The organism is Betaproteobacteria bacterium (assembly GCA_016791345.1).
GTDB lineage: Bacteria > Pseudomonadota > Gammaproteobacteria > Burkholderiales > JAEUMW01 > JAEUMW01.
This window is the reverse complement of record JAEUMW010000437.1, coordinates 16,711-32,434: the sequence shown is the minus strand read 5'-3', so window position 1 is coordinate 32,434 and position 15,724 is coordinate 16,711. Positions and strand designations below refer to the sequence as shown.

14 protein-coding genes are annotated in these 15,724 nt (G+C 67.3%); 8 read left to right on the top strand and 6 right to left on the bottom strand.

The window, feature by feature from the left end:
• Window positions 1-182: DnaA regulatory inactivator Hda (locus tag JNK68_16505; GenBank protein MBL8541946.1), on the bottom strand; the 182-nt coding region annotated here is incomplete at its 3' end.
• Window positions 183-310: 128 nt separating this feature from the next.
• Between JNK68_16505 and purM the strand changes: the two genes are divergently transcribed.
• The 6 genes from purM to JNK68_16475 all read left to right on the top strand — a co-directional run bounded on the left by purM (window position 311) and on the right by JNK68_16475 (window position 7,070).
• Window positions 311-1,348, top strand: coding sequence for a phosphoribosylformylglycinamidine cyclo-ligase (purM, locus tag JNK68_16500; GenBank protein ID MBL8541945.1), 1,038 nt, complete (start codon window positions 311-313; stop codon window positions 1,346-1,348).
• 1 nt (window position 1,349) lies between these two features.
• Window positions 1,350-1,991, top strand: a complete 642-nt coding sequence (locus JNK68_16495; GenBank protein MBL8541944.1) for a phosphoribosylglycinamide formyltransferase — start codon at window positions 1,350-1,352, stop codon at window positions 1,989-1,991.
• A 38-nt stretch (window positions 1,992-2,029) separates the two neighbouring features.
• The gene (locus JNK68_16490) at window positions 2,030-3,157 is read left to right on the top strand and encodes a DUF3108 domain-containing protein (GenBank protein MBL8541943.1); all 1,128 of its coding nucleotides are present in this window, start codon (window positions 2,030-2,032) and stop codon (window positions 3,155-3,157) included.
• Between the two features lie 97 nt (window positions 3,158-3,254).
• A complete protein-coding gene (locus JNK68_16485) occupies window positions 3,255-4,421 on the top strand; it encodes an RsmB/NOP family class I SAM-dependent RNA methyltransferase (GenBank protein MBL8541942.1) in 1,167 nt (388 codons plus the stop codon).
• A gap of 80 nt (window positions 4,422-4,501) precedes the next feature.
• Entirely contained in the window at window positions 4,502-5,803 is a 1,302-nt protein-coding gene (locus JNK68_16480; protein MBL8541941.1) for a mechanosensitive ion channel, read from the top strand.
• A gap of 103 nt (window positions 5,804-5,906) precedes the next feature.
• Window positions 5,907-7,070 carry a fatty acid desaturase gene (locus tag JNK68_16475; protein ID MBL8541940.1) on the top strand — a complete coding sequence of 388 codons (1,164 nt, stop codon included), beginning with the start codon at window positions 5,907-5,909 and terminating at the stop codon, window positions 7,068-7,070.
• 74 nt (window positions 7,071-7,144) lie between these two features.
• Here JNK68_16475 and rpmG read toward each other — a convergent pair whose 3' ends face one another.
• Genes rpmG through glpK form a run of 3 tightly spaced genes read right to left on the bottom strand, consistent with a single transcriptional unit; the run spans window position 7,145 to window position 9,115 of the window.
• Window positions 7,145-7,300, bottom strand: coding sequence for a 50S ribosomal protein L33 (rpmG, locus tag JNK68_16470; protein MBL8541939.1), 156 nt, complete (start codon window positions 7,298-7,300; stop codon window positions 7,145-7,147).
• A 10-nt stretch (window positions 7,301-7,310) separates the two neighbouring features.
• Window positions 7,311-7,547 (bottom strand): 50S ribosomal protein L28, encoded by a 237-nt coding sequence (rpmB, locus tag JNK68_16465; GenBank protein ID MBL8541938.1) that lies wholly within the window; start codon window positions 7,545-7,547, stop codon window positions 7,311-7,313.
• A gap of 59 nt (window positions 7,548-7,606) precedes the next feature.
• The gene (gene glpK / locus JNK68_16460) at window positions 7,607-9,115 is read right to left on the bottom strand and encodes a glycerol kinase GlpK (GenBank protein MBL8541937.1); all 1,509 of its coding nucleotides are present in this window, start codon (window positions 9,113-9,115) and stop codon (window positions 7,607-7,609) included.
• 141 nt (window positions 9,116-9,256) lie between these two features.
• Here glpK and JNK68_16455 point away from each other — a divergent pair, with 141 nt between their 5' ends.
• Window positions 9,257-10,237, top strand: coding sequence for an NAD(P)H-quinone oxidoreductase (locus JNK68_16455; GenBank protein ID MBL8541936.1), 981 nt, complete (start codon window positions 9,257-9,259; stop codon window positions 10,235-10,237).
• A 207-nt stretch (window positions 10,238-10,444) separates the two neighbouring features.
• Complete coding sequence (locus JNK68_16450; GenBank protein ID MBL8541935.1) at window positions 10,445-14,197, top strand: hypothetical protein; 3,753 nt, start codon at window positions 10,445-10,447, stop codon at window positions 14,195-14,197.
• 16 nt (window positions 14,198-14,213) lie between these two features.
• Here the strand turns inward: JNK68_16450 and JNK68_16445 are convergent, their stop codons facing one another.
• Both JNK68_16445 and JNK68_16440 read right to left on the bottom strand, forming a co-directional pair.
• Window positions 14,214-14,489, bottom strand: a complete 276-nt coding sequence (locus JNK68_16445) for a hypothetical protein (GenBank protein ID MBL8541934.1) — start codon at window positions 14,487-14,489, stop codon at window positions 14,214-14,216.
• An 81-nt stretch (window positions 14,490-14,570) separates the two neighbouring features.
• Window positions 14,571-15,716 carry a serine hydrolase gene (locus tag JNK68_16440; protein ID MBL8541933.1) on the bottom strand — a complete coding sequence of 382 codons (1,146 nt, stop codon included), beginning with the start codon at window positions 15,714-15,716 and terminating at the stop codon, window positions 14,571-14,573.
• Window positions 15,717-15,724 lie beyond the last annotated feature (8 nt).

The window sequence follows — 15,724 nt, the reverse complement described above, 5'->3', positions numbered from 1 at the left end:
ACCGCCCGCAAGAGGTGCGTGCGCCCGCTGCCCCCGGGTCCGAAGAGATAGATCACCGGGTCGCGGCGCGCCCCCGCCGCGAGGTCGCGCATGGCCTGCAGCGCCTCGGCGTTGGGACCGGCGACGAAATTGTCGAGCGTGGGCTCCGCCGGGGAAGCGAGGTCCAGTACGAGCTGCTTCATCGAGCACGTGTTGATCACTGCCGCCGAGGCGGAACGGCCCCGCCATTTCGGCTAGAATCCGATGCCTTGCCCGGCGAACGACGCCGCGTACTTTATCCCTCGCACCGAGCGCACTCAACAGAATCCAGATGCAGGCGAAGACTCCGCTCTCCTACCGCGATGCAGGCGTGGACATCGACGCCGGGGACGCTCTGGTCGAACGCATCAAGCCCTTCGCCCGGCGCACCGCACGCCCGGAAGTGCTGGCCGGCATCGGCGGCTTCGGTGCCCTGTTCGAGATGTCGGGCAAGTATCGCGAGCCGGTGCTCGTCGCCGGCACCGATGGTGTCGGCACCAAGCTCAAGCTCGCGTTCCATTTCGATCGCCACGACACCGTCGGCATCGACCTGGTGGCGATGAGCGTGAACGATGTTCTCGTGCAGGGTGCGGAGCCGCTCTTCTTCCTCGATTACTTCGCCTGCGGGAAGCTCGACGTGAGCACCGCCGAAGACGTCATCCGCGGCATCGCGGCCGGTTGCGAGCTGGCCGGATGCGCCCTCATCGGCGGCGAGACGGCGGAGATGCCCGGCATGTATCCGCCCGGCGAATACGACCTTGCGGGCTTTGCCGTCGGCGCGGTGGAGAAGAGCGGGATCGTCGACGGACGCGCCATCCGCGCCGGCGACGTCGTCCTCGGCCTCGCCTCCAGCGGTGCACATTCGAACGGCTACTCGCTCATCCGCAGGATCATCGAGCGCGAGGCCACGGCTCTGCCGGACGCCATCGACGGACGCCCGTTTGCGGACGCCGTCCTGGCGCCCACGCGCATCTACGTGAAGCCCGTGCTCGCGCTGCTGCAATCGGTCGCGGTCAAGGGCATGGCGCACATCACCGGCGGCGGGATCACCGGCAACGTCCCGCGCATCCTGCCGGCCGCTGTCGTCGCCGAGATCGAAGCGGACGCGTGGCCGTTGCCGCCGCTGTTCCAGTGGCTGCGCGAGGCCGGCAACGTCGCCGCCGCGGAGATGCATCGCACGTTCAACTGCGGCATCGGCTTCGTGCTCGTGGTCGATGCGGCGGATGCCGAGACGGCGTCGGAAATCCTGCGCACCCAGGGCGAGACCGTCTTTCGCCTGGGGCAGATCCGCGCGCGGCACGGCGACGAGCCGCAAACCGTGATCGTCTGACATGCGCCGGCTCGTCATCCTCATCTCCGGTCGCGGCAGCAACATGGAGGCGCTGTTGAAGGCAGAGCTGCCGGCCTCCGTCGTCGCCGTCATCAGCAATCGCGGGGACGCCGCGGGGCTTGACGTCGCCACCAACCACGATGTGCCGACGCGCGTGGTCGAGCATCGCGAATTCGCGAGCCGCGACGCCTTCGATGCGGCGCTCGCCGAGGTGATCGACGGCTACGCGCCGGACTACGTGCTGCTCGCCGGCTTCATGCGCGTCCTGAGCGCTGCGTTCGTCGCGCGCTTCGCCGGCCGACTCATCAACATTCACCCGTCGCTGTTACCCGCCTTTCCCGGGTTGCACACCCACGCCCGCGCGCTCGCGGAAGGCGTCAAGGTGCACGGATGCACCGTGCATTTCGTCACGCCTGCGCTCGACCACGGCCCCATCATCATCCAGGCCGCCGTGCCGGTGCGCGCCGACGACACCGAGGACACGCTCGCCGCCCGCGTGCTCGAACAGGAGCACCGGGTTTTTCCGCAGGCCGTGCGCTGGCTGTGCGAGGAACGCGTTTCGGTCGACGCCGGCGGTCGCGTCGTGCTGGCAGGCGGGGAGCGAGTCACCGGCGCGCTCGTGGTGCCTCCGGTCGACGCCTGAGCCGTCGACCGGTTGGGATCTCACGCGTTATTCCCCGGATGAAGCCTGTCTCCGCAGGACCCGCTTCGTTCGCATCCCCGTCGACCACCCACCGCCGCCTGGCGGTGGCGCTTGCGGTTTCCGTCGCGCTGCATTTCGCGATTGCGAGCCGCGTGCGGATGCCCGCCCCGGCGCAGCCGCCGCGGCCGCTCGAAGCCACGCTGGTTGCCGTGCAGGAAGAACGCCCCGCGCCGCCACCGCCCGTGGAACGCCGTCTCGCCGCCACGCCGAAGCGGCCGCCGCCCGCACGCAAGACCACCCAACCAGCGCGGCCGATCGCAGCTCCGCCCATGGCACCTGTTGCCGTGGCGACGCCTGATCTCCCACCGCCCGCGCAGGACCCCGTGATCGCCGACGCCGGCGCAGCGGTTACCGCCGATACCGGGTCTGCGCTGGCTGCACCCATCACATCGCCACCGATCGAGCTCGCCGCAGACGAGCCGCCGGTAACGCCGCTGCGCGCCGAACGGCCGCTGTCGCCGCAGGGTTCGATCCAGTTCGACATCTACTACGGTTCGCACCGTTTCCTGGCCGGCCGCAGCGAACTCTCCTGGGAGATCACGGACGGCCGCTATCGGCTCGCCAGCAACGGCAAGACGATCGGGCTCGCCGCCCTCTTCTATCCGTTCGGCATGAGCTCGACGAGCGAGGGGCGCATCACCGAGGCCGGTTTCGAGCCCGATTCCTTCCGTCTCGACCGCACCGGGAAGAGGGGGGAAAAGCAGTATCGCGTCGAGTTCGACCGCACCACCGGGGTAGCGCGCTTCACCGACCCGGACGGTGTGCGCGAGGTCCCGCTGCGACCGTCCTCGCTCGACATCCTGTCGCTGATATGCCAGCTCTCGGTAGTACGCCTCGAACCCGGACCGCTGCGCCTCAATCTCACCAACGGGCGCAAGCTCGACACCTACGAAGTGGAGGTCGGTCCGCAGGAGATCGTGGAAACGCCGATGGGCGACCTGCGCGCCATCTATGTGAAACAGCTGCGCAAGCCGGGCGACGAGGGCATCGAGGTGTGGCTCGCCGTCGACTTCGCCTACCTTCCGATCCGGCTGCGCTTCACCGACCGCAAGGGCAGCATCGCCGCCGAGCAGCTCGTCACCGGCTTGCAGCTGGTTCGTGGCTGAGCTGGCGGCGGCGCAGCTGCGCTCGGCAGAGGACGCGCTGGCCGCGGCCCTGCCCCTTGCGGGGCCGGCGGACGCCGCGCTCAGCGCCTTCTTTCGCATGCACCGCGAGCTTGGTGCCCGTGACCGCAGCTTCATCGCCGAAACGGTGTTCGCCTGTCTGCGCCGCAGGCGCCTGCTCGAACACCTGGCAGGCGGGATGCACCCGCGGCGCCTCGTGCTGGCTTGCCTGGCGAAGCTCAAGGGTGTCTCGGCGCGCGAGCTTGCGCCGTTCCTCGACCCGTCCGAGATCGCATGGCTCAACACCGTGCGCGCGGCAGACGTGTCCGAACTTCCCTTCGCGCTGCAATGCGACCTGCCGGACTGGCTGATCGAGCGTCTGCTGCCCAGGCTGGGCGAGGCGGCGCTGCTCACACTGGCGCGCAGCCTGAACGAGCCGGCGCCGCTCGATCTGCGCGTGAACCGCGTGAAGGCAAACCGCGAGGCGGTGCTCGCGCGGCTTGCCCGCGATGGCATCGTCGCGACCGCGACACCGTATTCTCCGCTTGGCGTGCGCCTCGCGGGACACCCCGCCATCAATCGCCATGATCTCTTCCGGTCGGGAGCCATCGAAGTGCAGGACGAAGGCAGTCAGCTGCTCGGCCTGCTGGTCGCACCCAGGCGGCGCGACCTGGTCGTCGACTTCTGCGCGGGTGCCGGCGGCAAGACCCTGCTGCTCGGCGATGTGATGCAGTCGCAGGGGCGGCTCTACGCCTTCGACACGTCCGAGCGCCGGCTGTCGAAACTGAAGCCGCGCCTCGCCCGCGCCGGGCTCACGAACGTAGAGCCGCGACACATCGCCGACGAGAACGACGTGCGCATCCTGCGCCTCGCCGCCAAGGCCGATCGGGTGCTGGTCGACGCGCCGTGCAGCGGGCTCGGGACAGTGCGCCGCAATCCCGACCTCAAATGGCGCCAGTCGCCGGCAAGCGTCGCCGAGATGGCGGCGAAGCAGGCGTCGATCATGGCGGCGGCGGCGCGCCTCGTGCGGCCCGGCGGGCGCTTGCTCTATGGCACGTGCAGCGTGCTTGCGGAAGAGAACGAGGACGTCGTGGACGCCTTCCTGAAAACGCACCCGGACTTCGCGCTGATGCCGGCGGCAGAGGTCCTGGCACAGGCGCGGGTGGCGCTCGATACCGGACCTTACCTCGCGCTCACGCCGGCCGCCCACGGCTGCGACGGCTTCTTCGGCGCGGTGCTGGAGCGGCGCGAGACAACCGCGGTCTGATCTCCGAGCCTCGGCAGGCGGCCCGGGGTCGCGTGTTAGAATTCGCCGCGTTTTGCGCCCCGCTCCTTCCCGCTGCACTCATGTCGGACTTCGCGCTGCCCCCGCTGATCGGAGACCTCCTCACCGACCTGCAGAAGACTTCAGTTCTGTGGGAACTCGCCGTCATCGCGGTGGCGCTCGCGGTGGCCTGGCTGCTCAACCGCTTCGTCGCGCCATGGGTGCGCACCGACCATACGGCGCTCAAGGTCGGCGCGGCGGGTGTGCAGCGGGCGCTCTTCCCGCTGACGGCGCTCGTCGTCGTATTGGCAGGGCGTGCGCTCCTGCGCAAGCATCAGCCGGTGCACCTGCTCGAACTCGCGGTGCCGCTGCTCGGCGCACTCGCCATCGTGCGCTTCGCAGTCTTCATGCTGCGTCACGTGTTCCCGTACAGCGGGCTGGTGCAGCGCTTCGAGCGCCTCATCTCCGGCGTCGTGTGGTTCGGGCTCGCCCTGCACATCACCGGCTTCCTGCCCGACGTGCTCGGCTATCTCGATGAAATCCGCATCCCCCTGGGCGGCCGCTCTACCAGTCTGCTTACCGTCATCAACGGTCTGATCGCGGTCACGGTCACGCTCCTGCTCGCGCTGTGGGCCGGTCGCGTGCTGGAGCAGCGCCTCATGAGCGCGACCGAGATGGACATCAACGTGCGCGTCGTGCTCGCCAAAGCGCTGCACGCGGTGCTCATCGTCCTCGCGGTCCTGATCGCGCTGCCGATGGTGGGCATCGATCTCACGGCGCTCTCGGTCTTCGGCGGCGCGCTCGGCGTCGGCCTCGGCCTCGGCCTGCAGAGAATCGCCAGCAACTACGTGAGTGGCTTCATCATCCTGCTCGACCGTTCAGTGAGCTTGGGCGATGTCGTCACCGTCGACAAGAGTCAGGGTCAGATCACCCGGATGACCGCCCGTTACGTCGTCGTGCGCAGCCTGGACGGCAACGAGGCGATCATCCCGAACGAGACGCTGATCTCATCGACAGTGGTCAGCCACGGCGCCGGCGGGCGCCGGGCGCGGGTGACGCTGCCGTTCCGCATCCCTTTCGACAGCGACGTGCAGAAAGCGCGCGAGATCGCCCTCGCAGCAGCGCAGGCGCAGTCGCGCGTCCTGTCCGAACCCGCCCCCCTGGTCGCGGTCACCGGCCTCGGCGACTTCGGCGTGGAACTGGAACTCGGCGTCTCGGTCGGCGATCCGGAGCGGGGGACGACCGCTCTGCGCACCGAACTGTACGAGACGATTCTCGCCGGCCTCAAGGCGGCCGGCATCGCGGTTCCCTACCCGCAAAGCGAGGCGCGCCTGCACCGCGACGGGGCAGCCCTCGCAAATCCGGCCAGTCCGACAAGCAGTTAGCCTCGTGCTGCATCGCACAAATCCTGTTGCCTTTTGGCGTCAATGCTGTATATTGCGCAACTTGTCTCAATCCGAGACGACTCGCCCGGAATAAGGATCGTCCATGTTCTTCTCAGGCTTTCTCGAGCTGCCTTGGTGGGGTTACATCGTGGTGGCGCTGGTGCTCACCCATATCACCATCGCGGGAGTGACCATCTACCTGCATCGCCATCAGGCCCACCGCGCCCTGGAGTTGCACCCGATCGTGAGCCATTTCTTCCGCTTCTGGCTGTGGCTCACCACCGGCATGGTGACGAAGGAATGGGCGGCGATTCATCGCAAGCACCACGCGAAATGCGAAACCGTGGAGGATCCTCACAGCCCGCAGACGCGAGGCATCAATAAGGTGCTGTGGGAAGGGGCTGAACTCTATCGCGAGGAAGCGAAAGTCCAGGCGACCCTCGACAAGTACGGTCACGGCACCCCCGATGACTGGATCGAGCGCAATCTGTACAGCAAGTACACGCGGCTCGGCATCACGCTCATGTTCATCATCAACTTCGCCCTTTTCGGTTTCCTCGGCATGTCGATCTGGGCCGTGCAGATGATATGGATTCCGCTGTTCGCCGCCGGCGTCATCAACGGCATCGGTCACTACTGGGGCTACCGCAACTTCCAGACGGAAGACGCCTCGCGCAACATCGTGCCCTGGGGCATCCTCATCGGTGGCGAGGAGCTGCACAACAACCACCACGCCTATGGCAGCTCGGCCAGGCTCTCCAGCAAGTGGTACGAGTTCGATATCGGCTGGCTCTACATCCGCCTCATGGAGATGGTCGGGCTTGCCGACGTGAAGCGCCTGGCGCCCCGTCTGCGTATGGCGGAAGCGAAGACCGAGTGCGACGTCACCACGCTGCAGGCAGTGATCAACCACCGTTACGAGGTCATGGCGAAGTACGCCAAGAGCGTGAAGCGCCTCTGCGCCGATGAGTTCGAGAAGGTGCGCGAGCACTCGAAGGTCGACTGGGAGGCGGTGAAGCGCTTCCTGATGCGGGGTCAGACCGAGGTCAAGGCCGAGGACCGTGCCTGCCTCGACGTGCTCAGCATGAAGAGCAGCGTGCTGAAGACGGTGTTCGGCATGCGCGACGAACTCAGTGCAATCTGGGCCCGCTCCAGCGCATCGCGCGAGCAACTCGTGCGTCAGCTCGAGGACTGGTGCCAGCGAGCGGAAGCGAGCGGCATTGCACCGCTGCGCGAGTTCTCGATGCGCCTGCGCCAGTACGCCTGACACTGGCGGACGCCAGTCAACAAAAAGCCCGCCATCGGCGGGCTTTTTGTTTTTGCGACGGTGGAACCGCGCGCTTACTTGAGCTTGGTTTCCTTGTAGGCGACGTGCTTGCGCGCCTTCGGGTCGTACTTCTTGAATTCGAGCTTCTCGGGCGTCGTCTTCTTGTTCTTCGTGGTCGTGTAGAAGTGCCCGGTGCCGGCAGTGGATTCGAGCTTGATCTTTTCGCGCACGGTCGTCTCCTCAGATCTTCACGCCCTGCGCGCGCAATTCCGCGAGCACGACGTCGATGCCCTTCTTGTCGATCGTGCGCAGGCCCGCCTGGCTCACGCGCAGGCGCACCCAGCGGTTCTCGCTCTCGACCCAGAAGCGGCGATACTGCAGGTTCGGCAGGTAGCGCCGATTGGTCTTGTTGTTGGCGTGAGACACATGATGCCCACCCAGCGGGCGCTTGCCCGTCACTTCACACACGCGTGCCATGGATGTTACTCCGGCAAATTCCGAAAAGTCGCGCATTGTAGCCGCTCGCGGCAGTGCGTTCAAGGCGCAAAGTCCGAGGCCGCCGGGTGACTGCGGGCACGGGCGACGGCGGCACGCCACGCAGCGTAGCGGGTGGCAGCCTCGTCACGGCTCATGCGCGGCTCGAACCGGCGCTCCTCCCACCACAGGGACGAAAGCTGTTCCCGGTCCTCCCAGTAAGCGACCGCCAGCCCGGCGAGAAACGCGGCACCGAGCGCGGTCGTCTCCGTGGTGCGCGGCCGCACCACCGGCACGCCGAGCATGTCTGCCTGGAACTGCATGAGAAGGTTGTCGCGCGCAGCGCCGCCATCGACCCGCAGCTGCGCGACCCTGATCGCGGCATCGGCTTCCATCGCGCGCAGGACGTCGGTGGTCTGAAACGCCATGCTTTCCAGGGCGGCGCGTGCCAGGTGGCCGCCGGTGCTGCCGCGGGTAAGGCCGCAGATGAGGCCGCGCGCGTGTGGATCCCAGTACGGCGCACCGAGGCCGGTGAAGGCCGGGACGAAGTGCACGCCCGCGCTGTCCGGCACACTCGCAGCGAGCCGCTCCACCTCGTCTGCCGAGCGGATGAGACCGAGACCATCGCGCAGCCATTGCACCACCGCACCGCCGATGAAAATGCTCCCCTCGTCGGCGAACTCCGTGCGATCACCGATCTTCCACGCTACCGTCGTCAACAGATGGTTGCGCGAATGTGTCGGCACGGCCCCCGTATGCATGAGCAAAAAGCAGCCGGTGCCGTAGGTGTTCTTCGCCATGCCGGGGGCGTGGCAGCACTGCCCGAACAACGCCGCCTGCTGGTCCCCCGCCATGCCTGCGATCGGAATGCCCGCCGGGAAGAGATCGGGGTCGGTCAGCGCGATTTCGCCGCTGGAGGGCACGACCTCCGGCAGCATCGAACGCGGAACGCCGAGAATTCCGAGGAGCTTCTCGTCCCAGGCCCCGGCGTGGATGTTGTACAAGAGCGTGCGCGACGCATTGCTCGCGTCCGTGACATGACGCCTGCCGCCCGAGAGCTTCCACACGAGCCAGCTGTCGACGGTGCCGAATGCGAGTTCGCCGCGCTCCGCGGCCTGCCGCGCGCCGGGCACGTGGTAGAGAATCCAGCGCACTTTCGATCCGGAAAAGTAAGGATCGATGATGAGCCCGGTGCGACTCTCGAACAGCGGTTCGAGGCCTTCCCGCTTGAGCCCCTCGCAGAACCTGGCGGTGCGCCGATCCTGCCAGACGATGGCGTTGCTGATCGGCTCGCCGGTGCGCCGATGCCAGACGACAGTCGTCTCGCGCTGGTTGGCGATGCCGATGGCCGCGATGTCGTGGGCGCTCAACCCGGCCCGGCTCAACGCCTCCGCGGCCACACCGACCTGCGACGACCAGATTTCCCGCGGATCCTGCTCCACCCACCCGGGCTGCGGATAGTGCTGGGCGAGTTCTTTCTGCGCAACGGCACGCACGCCCGCGGCAGCGTCGAAGACGATCGCCCGCGAACTCGTCGTGCCCTGATCCAGCGCGAGGATATAGCCGGCCATCACCCCCTCCACGGCACCGCAGCAAGGGGCGATTGTGGTCCATAGTCCGCCACGATGCCAGCCGGCCCCGGCCCCCGGCGCGGGAGTACAATCGGCCTCCCGACTTCATCCGTTTCGAAGAGACCGATGCTCCCCGACTCGATGCGCGCCGTGGAAATCTCTGCCCCGGGTGGTCCGGAAGTGCTGAAGCCGACGCGTCGTCCGATGCCCCGGCCGGCACCGGGCGACGTTCTGATCGAGGTATTCGCCGCCGGGGTCAACCGTCCGGACGTGCTGCAGCGGCAGGGTGTCTATCCGCCGCCGCCGGACGCATCGGACCTGCCGGGCCTCGAAGTGGCCGGTCGGATCGCCGCGGTCGCCGAGGGCGTGACGGGCTGGGGTGTCGGCGATGCCGTTTGCGCGCTCGCCAACGGCGGCGGCTATGCAGAGTACTGCACGGTGCCCGCCGGGCAGTGCCTGCCGATGCCTCACGGCCTGGATTTCGTGCAGGCGGCTTCGCTTCCCGAGACCTGCTTCACCGTCTGGACGAACGTCTTCGACCGCGGGCGGCTGGAACCCGGCGAAACCTTCCTCGTCCAGGGTGGCACCAGCGGCATCGGCGTCACCGCGATCCAGATGGTGCGTGCGTTCGGCAACCGTGTTTTCGCCACGGCCGGCAGTGCGGAGAAGTGTGCCGCCTGCGTCGAACTCGGTGCCGAGGTCGCCATCAACTATCGGACGGACGACTTCGCCGAGGTGGTGAAGCAGGCCACCGGCGGTCGCGGCGTCGACGTCATCCTCGACATGGTCGGCGGCGACTACGTGCCGCGCGAACTGAAAGCGCTGGCCAATGATGGCCGACTCGTGCTGATCGCTTTCCTCGGCGGCGCGAAAGCGACCGTGAATCTGGCGGACATCATGGTGCGGCGTCTGGTGCTGACCGGCTCCACGCTGCGCGCGCGCACCGCGGCGGTCAAGGCGAACATTGCGCGCAGTCTGCGCGACCAGGTGTGGCCCCTGATCGAGGCCGGCAAGATACGCCCGGTCGTCCATGCCGTCTTCCCCCTGGACCAGGCCGCTGACGCCCATGCCCTCATGGAAAGCGGCGCCCACGTCGGCAAGATCGTCCTCGCGGTGCGTTAGCCGGTTCGTCGCTGCGGCACCCGCTTCCAAGGCAGGAAACTTGCTCGATTCTTGACGCTGCCGGTGATTGCGGCGATTCGCTGCACCGGCCCCGCCCCCGCAACACAGTGCTCCCGTAATCGGCCCGCCCGGTCGCGTCCACCCGGGCGGAATACGCCGGGTGCTCCGGGGGCGCTTTCGCGACCAACCGACCCAGGCTAAGCAGGCATGGATTTTCAGGCCATCTTCACCAAGACCCCCCGTGGCGTCAGCGAAGTCAAGAACCGGGCAGCGCGCCTGCCGCGAAATCTGCTGAGTGTGCTGGCACTGTTCGACGGCAAATCGTCCCTGGAGCGACTCCTGCGCGAGTCGAAGCTCTCGGAGATGAAGTTTCGGCAGGCTATCGAGCGTCTGGAGGAAGAAGGATTCATCAAGGCGTGCGCTCCGGGCGAAGTCGCATCGGGCACTACATCGAGCATCCGATCGTGGCGTCTGCCCCGCCCGGTCGCCGCGGGAGACCTCGATCAGCTCGACCTCTCGGCGATTGCACGCAGCGCCCTCGACGAGAAGAGCGACCCCGACTCGGGTCGCGCCTCGGAGATTCGCTCCCCGCTCGTCGCTTCGATGGCTACGGAGAGCGAAGTCACGACGGCCCGCGCCGCAGCAGAGGCCGAAGCGCGCCGCGTGGCGGAGGAAGCGCTGAAGGCGCAGGCAGCCGCAGAAGCGAAAGCGCGCGCCGATGAGGAAGCCCGCGTGCGTGCCGAGGCTCAGGCGCGGACCGAAATGGAGCTGCGCGAGCGGGTAGCCGCAGAAGCCGAGGCGCGATCGAAGGCGGAAGCACGCGCACGCCTCGAAGCCCACATGAAGGCGGAGGCCGAGCGCAAGGCCAGGACCGACGCCGAAAGACGCGCCGAGGAGGAACGGCAGGCGCGCGAAGCGCTGGAAGCACGGCTCGAAGCTGAAAAGCTGGCCCGTGTGGAAGCCGAACGGCAGGCGCGCGAGGGGGCCGAGCGCAAGGCGCGCGAAGAGACGGAGGCGAGGCTCGGGGAAGAGTTGAGGAACCGCGAGGAAGCCGAGCGACGTGCCCGCGAGGAACTGGAGCGCAAAGCCAAGGAAGAACTCGAGACGCGGCTCGCCGCGGAACGGCAGGCGCGCGAGGAGGCCGAGCGCCGCGCCCGTGAGGAGGCCGAGCAGAAAGCGCGAGAGGAAATGGAAGCACGGCTTTCCGAGGAGCGCCGTGCGCGCGAGGAGTTGTCCGCCCGGCTTGCCGTCGAACAGAAGGCAAAAGAGGACGCCGAACAGCGTGCACGCGAAGCGATAGAGCGCAAGACGCAAGAGGATGCCGAGCACCGGGCGCGCGAGGAAGCCGAACGCCTTGCCCACGAAGAGTCCGAGCGGCGTGCGCGGGAAGCATTCGAATCACGGCTTGCCGCCGAACGCCGGGCGCGCGAGGAAGCCGAGCGCCGTGCCGAAGAGGAGCACGCCCTGCGGCAGCGCGAGGAGGCGCAGCGACGAGCGCAGGAGGAAGCCGAGCGCCAGACACGCGAGGAAGCGCAGCGGCGGGCAGCCGAGGAGGCGGAGCAGCGCACCCGCGACGAGGCCGAGCATCGGGCGCGTGAAGAAGCCGAACGCCGGATGCGTGAAGAATTGGAAGCCAATCTCGCGGCCGAACGCAAGGCACGTGAAGAAGCCGAGCGCCGTGCCGAGGAAGAAGCCGAAGCGCGTGCCCGGCAGGAACGTGAGGAAACGGAGCGGCGGCGCGCGCGGGAAGAAGCCGAAAGGCAAGCGCAGGAGCAGGCGGAGCGCGAGGCGCGCGAGGAAGCCGCCCGGCGCGAAGCGGAAGCCGAGGAACGCGCCCGCGAGGAGGCCGCACGCGCTGCCGCTGAGGAAGCCGCCGCTGCCATTGCGTGCGCCCAGGAAGTCGCACCAGCCCAGACTTTGGCGCCAACCGAGCAGATCGACGCCCCAGCCGAGCCAGAGGACCCCGCAGGATCGCAGTCGGCCGAGTCTGAGTCCGCCGCGGCCGATGGATCTGCGGCAACTAAGGTTAACAACGATGTCGAGCCGGAAGCATCAGCGCAGCCGGAGTCTGAACCCGACCTGACGGCCGAGACCACGGCTGCACCGGGTATCCCGGCGGCTCTGTCGTCCGCCGGCGATGGCGCGTCGATCCCACAGGTCGATGTCTCCCCCTTCTTCGAGATCGACTTGGACGCGCTCGATGCCCGCGAGCGAGAACTGAGGGCCGAGGAAGAAGAGAAGCTCAGAGTCGCGGCGGAACGCCACGCGCTGGAAATGGCGGCGAAGGACGAGGCGGATCGCGAAGCCATGGCCGAAGCGGCACGACTTGCCGACGAGGCACACGAAACCTCACGGAAAGCCGCCGAAGCGGCGGAACAGGCGGCAATCGACGAAGAGCGCAGATGCCTCCGAGAGGCGGAACAGGCAGCTCAAGACGAACAACGTCGCCGCCTTGAAGAGGAAGAGCGCACACGCCGGGAAGACGAAGAGCGACGTCTCGCGGAGGAGGCGCGGCGCCGCGAGCGTGCCGAGGCCGAAGAACGCACGCGCGCTGAAGCCGAGCGGCGCGAGCGCGAGGAAGCAGCCGCCCGTGCGGAGGCTGAGGAACAGCGCAAAGCCGAGGAAAAGCTCCGGAAGAAACGCGAGAAGGAAGAAGCGAAGGAGCGCAAGCGTGCGGCAGCGGAGGAGAAGGCGCTTGCACGGAAAGCCTTGGGAAAGCGCGCGTCCTCGCCATTCCCCAAGCGGCGTGTGAAGTGGCAGAAGCCGGCGGCTGCGGCGGTTGCACTGCTCGTGATCGTGGCCGTCGCCCTCGTGCACATACTCCCTTGGGACAGCCTTGCGCCCGGCATGGAGAAGGTCGTTTCGAGCACGCTCGGCGAACCGGTCAAGATCGGCTCGGTTCGGGCGGCGGTCTTCCCGTCACCTCACTTCAGGGCGGAGAACGTGGTCATCGGTGCCACACAGGACGTGAAGATCGCCAGCGTCCGCGCGGCACCCGTGCTCTCGTCACTCTTCACCGAGCGCAAGGTCCTGTCGAGCTTGGAACTCGAATCTGTCAGCGCGGACGTAAACCTGTTGCCGCGGTTGGGGGACTGGGTCGCACCGGGCCGTGACAAGTCGCTGCAGGTCGCGAAAGTCGTGCTGCGGAACGTCAAGCTCGACGGCACTGCAGTCCCACTGCCTGCTTTCGGTGGCGAGATCGGTCTGGACGCCGCCGGAGGGTTCACGAAGGCCGCCTTGCGCAGCGAAGACGGCAAGCTCAAGGTCGATCTGCGCGCCAAGGCCGATGGCATGGAAACCGAGTTCTCGGGACGAGGCTGGAAATCGCCGCTCGGCCCCGGGTTCGAGTTCGATGAGATCACAGGCAAGGGATGGCTGCGCGGGAAAGAACTCGCGCTGAGCGAACTCACCGCCCGCCTCTATGGCGGCACGGCAACCGGCCGTGCCACCTTGGTGTGGAACAGCCCGTGGACGCTGACGGGCGATTTCAGCGCCAACGGGGTCGATTTGGCAAAGGCGCTCAAGTCGTTCACTCCACAGTTCCGCGCCACCGGACAGCTGACCGTCAATGGACGCTACACCACGCAGTCGGAATCGCTCAGCCGCCTGTTTGCGGAACCTGTCATGGAGGCGGGATTCAAGGTCGAGCGGGGCGAGATCGAGAACCTGGACCTCACGCGTGCGCTGCAGGAGGCCGCGGCCGGAACACCGGTGCGCGGTGGCAAGACGCAGTTTGCCGAGCTCTCCGGAACCCTGAAAGTCACCGGCCGGAACTACCAGTACCGGCAGCTCGCGCTGTCCTCCGGCCTGCTCCTCGCGAACGGGACAACGGACATGGTCGCATCCGGTGATCTTGCAGGGCGGCTCAACGTCGAACTCGCGGCAAAGCCGCACCCGATTCGGGCGCTGGTCGCCGTTTCCGGCAGGCTGTCCGATCCTCAGCTCAAAGCGACCCGCTAAACTTCGACCGGAAATCTCAGAGCCGATCGAAATCGATCGGCCCTTCACCGTCGCCGAATCCGTCGTCGTCCGTGAACACGATGCCGACGTCGGCATCCGGCACTTCGAGGCCGTCCTCGCCGTCCGCGCCGGCATCCATGGTGAAGGTCATGTCCTCCATGGCTTCCCAGAGCGTCGGGAAGGGACCGTAGGTGCGGTCGCTGTCCTTGTCCTGCCAATAGAAGCCGTCAGGTCGCTCGATCACGCGGGCGCGGTCGTAATCGGGCGGTGTTTCGGGGATCATCTTCGCCATGTCGGCCCCCCTCGAGATGTCCTGTCGTCGTGGGTGATATCAAACCACCATGGCTATGACATTTCAAGGCGCGCGACGGCCTCAGCGTTCGACCGCGGCCGTCACCGCTCCGAAGAACTCGTCGAAGCGCTCCGGCCGCAGCCACCGCGCCACCACCACGAGATCGTTCGCCGGGTCGATCCAGATGACGTTGCCGCCCGAACCCTGCGCGAAGAAGCTCGCCGCGGAAGCTGCCGGGTAGAGCTGCTGGTTTGTGTTCAGCCACCACAGATAGCCATAGGTCGGCATCAGAGCGGACGGTGCAAGCGCCTGCTTGATCCAGGTCTCGGACACCACCTGCTTGCCGGCCCACTCGCCCCGGCGCAGGAAAAGATACCCATAGCGGGCGTGGTCCCAGACGCTCGCCCAGAGACCCCCGCCCCAGTGCCCGCCGCCGCTCACGGAGGCGACAGCGCGACCCTCGATGTTGACGATGGAATTGCGGTAACCGTGCCACTGCCACGTGCCGGACGCTCCGATCGGATCCATCACGTATTGCTTGAGCACTTCCGGCAGCGGACGCTGCCAGACCTTGGTAAGGGCAAATGCGAGGGCATTTACCCGGACATCGTTGTACTCCCAGAACGTTCCCGGCTCCTGCAGACTGCGGTCGCGCCCGGCCCGCCGGTCCGCGGCGTCGGGCTTGCTCCAGAGGTCGCCCTGCCACTCGCTGGTCTGCTGCAGCAGCTGCTGCCAGGTGACGCGTGAATTGCGGCGACTGTCGAAGTTTTCTGTCACATAGGTGACGACGCGGTCGCGCAGATCGAGGATGCGCCCCTGCTCCACCGCCAGACCAGCGACGGTGGAGAGGTAACTCTTGGTAATGCTGAATGCCATCTCGACCCGATCGGCATCTCCCCACTCGGCGACGACATAGCCGTGACGCAGAACGACTCCGCTTGGACCGCCGCGGTCGATCGTGGGACCGAGCGGGACGGCCGCTGCAGGTTCCGAGATGCTGTCGTGGAAGATCTGTTCGCCGAGTTCACGCCGCCAGGGCATTTCGTTCTTGCGGGCGAGCTTGACCGCAGCCTCCAGCCGGTCTGCATTCAGCCCGACCTGTTGCGGGCTGCGTCGCTCCCACGTCTTGCTCGGGCCGGGCGGCGGGAAGTAGCGAGTTTCGGCGGTGGGCGCCTGCGCGAAAGTCGCTGAGGCCGTGCCTGCCAACAGGCACGCGAGTAGCAGCATCGCCGAAT